The sequence below is a fragment of the Uliginosibacterium sp. sgz301328 genome (genome assembly GCF_041807905.1).
Taxonomy (GTDB): domain Bacteria; phylum Pseudomonadota; class Gammaproteobacteria; order Burkholderiales; family Rhodocyclaceae; genus JBGVSA01.
Genome location: NZ_JBGVSA010000035.1, coordinates 18,846 through 28,020 on the forward strand (window position 1 = coordinate 18,846; position 9,175 = coordinate 28,020).

A 9,175-nucleotide genomic window follows, 5' to 3' on the forward strand; every position below is an offset into this window, starting at 1 on the left:
GATCACTTCGTTCTGCCTTTGTCCGCCAGGAGACAATTCAGTGGGCCGATAGGGCCTGAAATTTGATGTCTTGACGAATGTCGGGGGCATTTTTTGTGCCTGTGCCTAGTCTGATGGCATTGCGTGATGGCACCGCTGTTGCTAAGCGGCGCCGGACGCGTCGTCGGGGGCATCATGGAAGACATTCGGTCCAGCGACTTGAAGACGATTCTCCATTCCAAGCGGGCGAATCTCTATTACCTCGAACATTGCCGCGTGCTGGTCAACGGCGGGCGCGTCGAGTTCATCACTGAAGCAGGCAAACGTTCCCTTTACTGGAACATTCCCATTGCCAACACAACGAGCGTCCTGCTCGGGACAGGTACTTCAATCACACAGGCGGCGATGAGGGAGCTGGCCAAGGCCGGCGTACTCGTTGGCTTTTGCGGCGGGGGCGGTACGCCGCTTTTCAGCGCCAACGAGGCGGACATCGAAGTTGGTTGGTTCTGCCCCCAAAGTGAATACCGTCCTACCGAGTATCTGCAGCGATGGGTGCGTTTCTGGTTCGATGACGTGCTCCGACTCGAAGCCGCCAAGGAAATCCAGCGTGCGCGGCTAGCGCGCATCCATGCGCTCTGGCTGGATAACCGTGCGTTGCATGAGAAGGGTTTCGTCGTTGCCGCTGAGCTGCTCGATGCGGCGCTAAAACAGAGCATTACTGGCATTGACGCCGCGCCCGATGTCACACATCTCCTGACCGAAGAAGCCCGTCTGACGAAAAAACTCTTCAGATTCGCTGCGCAAGCCACCAAGTACGGCGATTTTGTTCGAGGTGAGCGCGGCGAGGCTTCTGACCTGGCCAATCGCTTTCTCGACCACGGCAATTATCTCGCCTACGGCCTGGGTGCTACGGCGACCTGGGTGCTCGGCATTCCGCATGGTCTGGCGGTGCTGCACGGCAAGACTCGGCGGGGTGGCCTGGTGTTCGATGTGGCCGATCTCGTCAAGGATGCGGTCGTGCTGCCGCAGGCGTTCATCAGCGCGATGCGTGGCGATGACGAGCAGCAGTTCCGGCAGGCGTGTATCGAAACGCTCACGCGTAGTGAGTCGCTTGATTTCATGATCGATAGCGTCAAGGCCATTGCCGACCGCTTTGGGAAGGCGGCGGCATGAACGTTCTGTTGATCTCCGAGTGCACCAAGAAGGCGCTCACGGAAACACGCCGTATCCTCGATCAGTTTGCCGAACGTCGTGGCGAACGCACGTGGCAGACGCCGATCACGCAACAAGGACTGGATACGCTACGCAAGCTGCTGCGCAAGACCGCGCGCAAGAATACCGCGGTGGCTTGTCATTGGATTCGCGGTGTCGATCACACCGAACTGTTGTGGATCGTCGGCGATGCCAGTCGCTTTAGTGCGCAGGGAGCAGTCCCAACCAACACCACGACGCGCAACGTGCTTCGTCGCCACGACGAAAACGACTGGCATACCGGAGAAGACATCTCGCTGCTCGCGCAGATGGCCGCGCTCCTGCACGACCTTGGCAAGGCCAGCGTGGCGTTTCAAGGTCGCCTGAAAACCCCGGTCAGGGAACCCAACCTTTATCGGCACGAATGGGTGTCGCTGCGGATCTTTGCTGCCTTTGTCGGTACGGATGACGACAAAGGCTGGCTGACCAGAATGGTGGCGTCGTCCGGCGATACCGACTGGCTGGAATCGAGCCGCTATCTGCGCGACGGCATCGACGCTGCGCCACCACCTCTCGAACGTCTGCCACCGCTGGCCGCAGCCATCGGGTGGTTGATCGTGACCCACCATCGGCTGCCGGCCATGCCGGTTTTCGATCAGGATTCTCACAAACAGCAGTTTCTCGGAGCGCGCGTACCGCACTTCGTCCAGGCGGCACAACTTGACGATCTATTCCGACAGGTCCAGCACTCGTGGAACGAGAGGCTCACTGAGGCCGAAGCGAAAGTCATCGAACCTTACTGGACCTTCGAGCACGGTTTGCCTGTCGTGCTGCCGAAATGGCGTAGCCGCGCAGCCAAGATTGCCCTCCGCATGTTGGCCTTGGCAGACAAACCCGATAGGGAGGATTGGCTCGGCAATCCGTACGTCATGCACCTTGCCCGGCTGAGCCTGATGCTGGCTGATCACCACTATTCTGCGCTCGGTTTCGATGCTGTCGAACGCGTTGCGGGTGACAGTGATCCGCGAGCGCCGACAACACTGTTCGCCAATACCGGCATCGACAAATACAAACGAATCAGGCGCAAGCAGCCGCTGGATGAACACCTGCTCGGCGTGGCTCGCGACGTGGGCGCGATCGTTCACGCTTTGCCGGGATTCGAGCGCAATCTGCCGCGTTTGGTGCGCCATCGCGGGTTGCGAAAACGTACCGACAAGCAGCGCTTTCTGTGGCAGAACAAGGCTGCCGATGTGGCAGACAGCATGCGTGCGCGCGCCGCGGAACACGGTGCCTTCATCGTCAACATGGCTTCCACCGGCTGTGGAAAGACGCTGGCCAATGCACGCATGATGAACGCGATCGCCGATCCTCAGCAGGGCATGCGATGCAGCTTCGCGCTCGGTCTGCGTACGTTGACCCTGCAGACCGGACGCAGCTATCGCAACGATCTGAATCTGGGTGATGACGATCTCGCCATCCTGACCGGCGGCTCCGCCAGCCGCGCGCTGTTCGAGTATTACGAAAAGCTGGCGGAGCAGAGCGGTTCGGCGTCGGTGCAGGATCTGCTCACGGAAGACAGCTACGTCGTCTACGACGGTCTGTACGCTGAAAACGGTTTGCTCGACAAGGCGATGAAGGACCCGAAGATCCGCGCACTCCTGTCAGCGCCGGTGCTGGTGTGCACGATCGACCACCTCATGCCGGCGACCGAGGCGCAACGCGCGGGGCGCCAGATTGCGCCGATGCTGCGCCTCATGAGTGCCGATCTGGTGCTCGATGAACTGGACGACTTTGACATCGACGACCTTCCGGCTGTCACCCGCCTGGTGCACTGGGCGGGGCTGCTCGGTTCGCGTGTGCTGATTTCTTCGGCCACCTTGCCGCCTTCACTCGTCGAGGGGCTCTATCAAGCGTATCGAACCGGGCGCATGCACTATCGCCGCAATCGCGGGCGGCCCGATGGGCGATCCGACGCAAGGCCCGAGGTCGCGTGTCTGTGGGTTGATGAATTCGACGCGCGCGCCACGGCCTGCGTGGACGTCGATGTCTTTCGCAGCGCACATGCCCAGTTCGTTCAATACCGTGTGGGCCGGCTTGCGGAACAGCCACCGCGCCGCCGTGGTGTCTTGCTTCCGCTGAAAATGGTCGCCAAAGATGAAACGGCTATTCACCGCGAATTCGCTGCCCAAGTGCTCGATGCTGCCGTCCAGGCACATGCCGCACACCACGACATCTGTCCGGTGAGCGGCAAGCGCGTGAGTTTCGGTCTGGTCCGGATGGCGAACATCGAACCTTTGTTTGACGTTGCGCTTGAACTGTTCCGGCTTGGTGCGCCAGAGAACCACCATGTTCATCTGTGCGTGTACCACTCGCGGTTTCCGTTGCTGTTGCGATCGGCCATCGAACATCGGCTGGATACCGTCCTGAATCGGCGTGACAAAGATGCGGTGTACGCCTTGCCTGAGGTTCGGCAAGCCATCGACGCCCATTCAGAAGAGAACCACCTGTTCGTCGTGCTGGGGTCGCCGGTCACAGAAGTGGGTCGAGACCACGATTACGACTGGGCCGTGGTCGAACCGTCTTCGATGCGCTCGTTGATTCAGTTGGCGGGGCGCGTGCTGCGCCACCGTCAAGAAGATCCCGCGTCGCCAAATGTCTTCATCTTCGACACCAATCTCAAGCACTTCACGGGCGGCCGGAGCGTGGACGGGCAACGACGAGCTGCGTTCGTGCGACCTGGCTTCGAAGACACCAGCCTGGATATCAGCTCGCCATTCCGACTGATTTCCCATTCGCTCCGAAGCCTTCTACGCGAAGACGAGTACGCAACGATTACTGCGAGGCCGCGTGTCGAGCCCGCGCCGCAGCCCGCGTGGAGGCCGAAAGAGAGTCTCGTCGATCTTGAGCACGCGCGCTTGCATCAGATGATGACGCCGAAGGATCGGGCCTCTGCTGTGCGTGTGCGAGGCCAGCGCCCGGCGGCACGCGATCTGGATGCCGCCTGCGCGTGGCAATACACGCACGCCATGCTGACGTGGGTGCTGCCGCAGCAGCAGCGTTTTCGCGATGATGGCATGGCAAAGGAAAAGGAGTTGGTACTCCTGCCGGATGAGGATGGCGAGAGGCTGCTCGTGCACCGAATCGAAGAACAGACGAAAGACGGTCGCGCGGACATCTACATACTCGACGACCACAAAGTGGAGCGCATCAACCTTGTTAAGTCGCTTGGACCGCGCATATCGCGTTGGGGGCGAGACGATCTGTTGGCACTGGTGGCCACACAAGCCGAAGAGCGGGGCCTATCCCTCTACGACACCGCCCGGCGCTTTGCAACGGTCACCGTGCCGCAAAGCGCGCAGGGGTGGAGGTATCACGAGGGGCTAGGTTTCTCGAAGAAATAAGCACAGGACAAACGACACAAACGTGCTTGGACGGATCCCCGTTTCCGACGAGCGCAAGCGCAAGCGTGTTCAGGATAGTTGGATAGACCACAGTCAAGGAGGACGGAATGAACGGAAGCCAAGAACGAAGGCGACGATTCAGGATGACGATAGCGTCCTTCATCCAGAGTCGGCGCGACGAGAAACTAAAGGGAAAAGATAATGACGTTGACGCCATCACGGCCAAATACGACTACGCCACCTGGCTTGCCGATGCCGCGCGCCGTGTCGGTCAGATTCAGGCGGTCACCCATGTCCTGAAGGCGACCCATCCGGACGCGCGTGGCAGTAGTGTCCACGCCGCACCAGCGACGCTGACGCAGCACCGGGAGATCGGTACGCATTCTCTGGGCGAGGACTACGCAGACGACATCGTCGGCAATGCCGCCGCGCTGGATGTCTACAAGTTTCTCAAACTCGAGATAGATGGCCGGCGTTTGCTCGATTGCTTGCTGGATGATGATCCCGATCTGCGAGCAGCGTTGAGCGACGACGAGACGCTCGCGCAAGAATGGGCGAGTGCCTTCAAAGGACTGATTCGGCCTGCCACCCGTTATTCGTCGCACGGTCTGGCCAAGCAGCTCTATTGGTGCGTGACAGGTGAGCCATCCAAGGACGAGGACTTTCATCTCCTGCAACCCTTGTTCTCCAGCGCACTGGCGCATGCCGTACACGCTGACATCAGCGACGCGCGATTCGGCGAAGCCAATGTGCAAGCCCGGCAGGCCATGCGGAGCAAAGAGGCCAGCGCGAGCGACTATCACGATTACCGTGGTCTGGTGGCGCGCAAGCTGGGGGGCACCAAGCCGCAGAACATCAGCCAATTGAACAGCGAACGAGGCGGCGTGAACTACCTGCTGGCCTCGCTGCCCCCCAGGTGGGATCAAGACCTGCCACGGCAGTTCCTGGGCATCCAGTCGGCGTTGGATCGTTTCCGTCGGTACGAAGGTGTGTCATCGCTGGTCACAGCGTTATGCCATTTTCTTGCGGCCAACCCAGCCCCGACCATGGAAACGCGTATCGAGCGCGAACGCATCGAGCAGGCACTTGGCGCATCGCTGGCGGCCTTTGGACTGACAGTGCAAGGGTCATTCGTGCCCGGGTGGACCCGCGATGAGAACTGTCGACTCTCACATTGCCAAAAGCTCTGGCTCGACCCTGGCCGCGCCAAGCTTCCGCCACGCCCTGAATACAAGGAAGAAGACGAAGCCTTTGAGCACGATTTCACGTGGCAGGATTGGCCGGACGAAGTCGCCATGCAGTTCGGCAATTGGCTCAACGACATTCTGGAAAAGCGTGGCCTGCCGGTTGGCACCGTTGAGTACACCCATTGGGTCAAGCAAGCCATTGTTGAAGTGACTGAATGGCCGGCGCCGATGCAGCGACGTCCGATCGCCGCACGAGAAGAGGAGGGTACTCATGTCTGAGTGCCCCGGATTTGACTATCTGATCGTCGTCCCGCGCCTGCGCATACAGAACGCCAATGCCATATCCAGCCCATTGACGCATGGCTTTCCGTCCATCACGGCCTTTCTGGGGCTCATGTGGGCGCTGGAGCGCAAAACCGCGGCGGCCGGTCTTGATATCTGCTTCAACGCAGTTGGCGTGGTCTGCCATGACTACGAGGAACAGATCACCGACGACAGCTTTGTGAAGGCCTTTCGCCTCACGCGCAATCCGATCGACAAGGACGGCGGAACTGCTGCGATTGTGGAGGAGGGGCGTATCCACCTCGACATCAGCCTCGTGTTTGCCGTGACAAGTGATGCACTGGCGGCTGCGGAACAAGCAGGGCCGGCAGCGAAAGAGGCCATTGCGGCGCAGGTGCGTGACATCCTCGGACAGATGCGGGTAGCGGGCGGTAGCGTCGTCCCATCTCGCGCCCCGCTCGCACGACAAAAAGCGTATGTCGTTCAAATGGGGGGGGATGCCACGGATCGGCAAGAGACCTTTTCCCGAGAAATGCTGAAGCTGCTGCCTGGCTTTGCGTTGATCGAGCGGAGCGATCTGCTCGAAGCGCGCCACCAGGCCATGCTCGCGCAGAACCCGGGCAGCACGCGGCTCGACGCCTGGCTCTCGCTGTCACGCATCAACTGGCATTACACCGCACCGGTCGAAGGCGACGACAAAGACAAGGGCGGATGGACGCACGACCGCAAGGGACTCGGCTGGGTCGTGCCCATCCCCGTCGGCTACGGCGTGTTGAGCGGACCACATTCCGCCGGCAGCGTCGCCAATGCGCGTGATGCCAGTGTCCCGTTCTGCTTTGTCGAAAGCCTCTATTCGGTTGGGCAGTGGCTTTCTCCACACCGCCTGCAATCGCCCGAACAACTGCTCTGGTATGCCAACAGCCAGCCGCAGGATGGCCTCTATCGCTGTCGCAATGACTACCGCGTCCCGCAGATGTACGCGTATGACGCTGATTGATTTCCAGATTATTTGAAAAGGATTCACACCATGACCAATGACACGCTGAAGACCGCATCTGTCCTCGCTTTCGAACGCAAACTCGATCCTTCCGACGCCTTGTTCTTCGCCGGCGACTGGAACCAGCGCGACGCGTCATCGACGTGGCAACCGCTACAGATCCACGCAAAGTCGGTGCGGGGCACGATCTCCAACCGACTCAAGACCAAAGATCAGGACCCGGCCAAGCTGGACGCGGCCATCGAAAATCCAAACCTGCAGACGGTCGACGTCGCGACCCTGCCGCATGATGCCGACACCCTGAAAGTCACCTTCACCCTGCGTGTGCTAAGCGGTACCGGCACGCCTTCCGCCTGTAACGACTCCGACTACCTGCAGCGTCTGCGCGAAACCATCGATGGCTACGTGCAGGAACATGGTTTTGCGGAGCTGGCACGACGCTATGCGTTCAACCTCGCCAACGGGCGCTTTCTCTGGCGCAACCGTGTTGGCGCCGAACAGGTCGAAGTCCGTATCGAACGCCTTGTCGATGGCAAAGCTCAATCGGCCTGGACCTTTGATGCGCTAGCCCTGTCACTGCGCAATTTCGACGCGCCTGCGGCAGCCCGCCAAGCGCTTGATGAAGTCGGTGCGCTGGTTGCTGACGGTCTGCATGGCAGGCAAAACGTGCTGCTGGCGGTGACGGCCTTTGTGCGCATCGGGCGCGGGCAGGAGGTCTTCCCGTCGCAAGAGCTCATTCTCGATCGTGGTCGCGGCGACAAGAGCAAGACCCTATACGCCGTCGACAATGTCGCCGGCATTCACTCCCAGAAGCTGGGCAACGCCATCCGCAGTGTGGATACCTGGTATCCGGGGGCCGAAGAGCTCGGTCCCATCGCCATCGAGCCGTACGGTTCCGTCACCACGCAAGGCAAGGCGTATCGCCAGCCGAAGGCCAAGATCGACTTCTACACGCTGCTCGATAACTGGATTCTCAAGGGCAAGGCGCCCGAGCGTGATAACCAGCATTACGTGGTCGCTGTGCTGATCCGTGGCGGCGTCTTCGGCGACGCGAGCTGAGCCATGGATCACTACATCGACATACGTGTCCGTCCAGACCCGGAAATCGCGACGGCTCACATTCTCAATGCACTGGCAGACAGACTCCATCTCGCACTGGTTGGACTGGAGGCTCGGGACATCGGAATCAGCTTCCCGCGCTTTCGGTCAGATCGTCCAAGCCTGGGTGATACGCTCAGGCTGCACGGAACATCGGCTGCATTGAGCGCGCTCATGGTGAAAGGATGGGCCGTGATGCTCGCCGACTATGTGGAGGTGGGCGCGGCGACACCTGTACCGATCGGCGCAAAACACCGCGTGGTCGTCCGCCGGCAAGCGACCAGCAACGCAGACCGTGTTCGTCGGCGACAGATGAAGCGACAAGGGTGGAGCGAAGAAGAGGCAAGAGCGCGGATTCCGGATTCCATCGAGAAGCGCCTCGACCTGCCATATCTGGAACTTCGCAGCCGCAGCACCGGCCAGCCATACCGACTATTCATCGAACATCGTCCCTGTCAGAACGAAGCGGTACGGGGCAACTTCAATGCGTTCGGTCTGAGTGCGTCCGCCACGGTCCCCTGGTTTTGACCCTTTTTTTGGCGGCGAAGAACCCGTTAGCAAAAACAGCCACTTGCAGAGCCCTGGGAAAAAACGGTTCTGCAAGGGCTGGTGCCCCCAAAGCTAGACGCCATGGCCATTTGGGGCCGTTGGATGTCTACTTCACTGCCGTATAGGCAGCTCAGAAATCAAGGCATTCCCTGCGGACCTACAGCGCGCCTCTTCACTGCCGTATAGGCAGCTCAGAAAAGAGAGCCGTAAGTGCGCTGCGGAGAGGCTTTCTTCACTGCCGTATAGGCGGCTCAGAAATTGCAGCGGAAGACGGCGAACTGGCAGCGCGGCTTCACTGCCGTATAGGCAGCTCAGAAAGTAGGAGAATTGCATGCGTTACCCGGTAGATACTTCACTGCCGTATAGGCAGCTCAGAAAATTCGCGCAGCCTGCGCGGCATGTCTCCCTCGTCTTCACTGCCGTATAGGCAGCTCAGAAAAGAGGTTGCGGCGGCTGGACAAAACCGCTGCCCTTCACTGCCGTATAGGCAG

General features: G+C 60.3%; 6 protein-coding genes. All 6 read left to right on the forward strand.

Annotated elements, in window-relative coordinates:
• The first annotated feature begins 126 nt into the window (after positions 1-126).
• A complete protein-coding gene (cas1f, locus tag ACDA63_RS18440; protein WP_373664758.1) occupies positions 127-1,152 on the forward strand; it encodes a type I-F CRISPR-associated endonuclease Cas1f in 1,026 nt (341 codons plus the stop codon).
• Positions 1,149-4,571 (forward strand): type I-F CRISPR-associated helicase Cas3f, encoded by a 3,423-nt coding sequence (gene cas3f, locus ACDA63_RS18445; RefSeq protein WP_373664759.1) that lies wholly within the window; start codon positions 1,149-1,151, stop codon positions 4,569-4,571. The genes cas1f and cas3f overlap by 4 nt, the downstream gene beginning before the upstream one ends.
• 107 nt (positions 4,572-4,678) lie before the next feature.
• Entirely contained in the window at positions 4,679-6,037 is a 1,359-nt protein-coding gene (gene csy1, locus ACDA63_RS18450; protein ID WP_373664760.1) for a type I-F CRISPR-associated protein Csy1, read from the forward strand.
• On the forward strand, positions 6,030-7,037 hold the full coding sequence (csy2, locus tag ACDA63_RS18455; RefSeq protein ID WP_373664761.1) for a type I-F CRISPR-associated protein Csy2: 1,008 nt from the start codon (positions 6,030-6,032) through the stop codon (positions 7,035-7,037). The genes csy1 and csy2 overlap by 8 nt, the downstream gene beginning before the upstream one ends.
• Before the next feature lie 30 nt (positions 7,038-7,067).
• A complete protein-coding gene (gene csy3 / locus ACDA63_RS18460; protein WP_373664762.1) occupies positions 7,068-8,096 on the forward strand; it encodes a type I-F CRISPR-associated protein Csy3 in 1,029 nt (342 codons plus the stop codon).
• Positions 8,097-8,099: 3 nt separating this feature from the next.
• Positions 8,100-8,663, forward strand: coding sequence for a type I-F CRISPR-associated endoribonuclease Cas6/Csy4 (cas6f, locus tag ACDA63_RS18465; RefSeq protein WP_373664763.1), 564 nt, complete (start codon positions 8,100-8,102; stop codon positions 8,661-8,663).
• The last annotated feature ends 512 nt before the right edge of the window (positions 8,664-9,175 follow it).